1 protein-coding gene is annotated in these 534 nt (G+C 48.9%); it reads right to left on the reverse strand.

Annotation, left to right across the window (positions count from 1 at the left end; genetic code table 11):
- The coding region (locus tag A3735_RS01800) for a dihydroxy-acid dehydratase (protein WP_197485590.1) at window positions 1-534 on the reverse strand (534 nt) is incomplete at both ends.

Raw genomic sequence — 534 nt, forward strand, 5'->3', positions numbered from 1 at the left:
GTGCAACCTTACATAACTGAGGGACGCGTCTGCTTAGTTCGTTGATGTTCTTTAGGTCGAAATCTAATTCCGCTTCTTGAGCCGCTGCCAAAAGGTGAAGGATGGTATTGGTTGAGCCGCCCATGGCGATATCAAGCATCACAGCGTTTTCGAAGGCTTTATGGCTGGCAATTGAGCGTGGTAGAACTGATTCGTCATCTTGTTCGTAATAGCGGCGTGTAATGTCTACGATGCGGTCTGCAGCATCAAGGAATAGCTTTTCACGGTCTGCATGAGTTGCCAATGTTGTGCCGTTACCTGGTAAAGATAGACCAATAGCTTCAGTCAGACAATTCATTGAGTTAGCCGTGAACATGCCTGAACAAGAGCCGCATGTTGGGCAGGCGCTGCGCTCATATTCTGCAACCGTTTCATCATCAGCGCTATCGTCTGCAGCAATGACCATGGCATCGACCAGGTCGAGCTTGTGTTCCGAAAGCTTGGTTTTACCTGCTTCCATTGGGCCACCCGATACGAAGATAACCGGAATGTTCA

The organism is Oleiphilus sp. HI0061, from assembly GCF_001635675.1.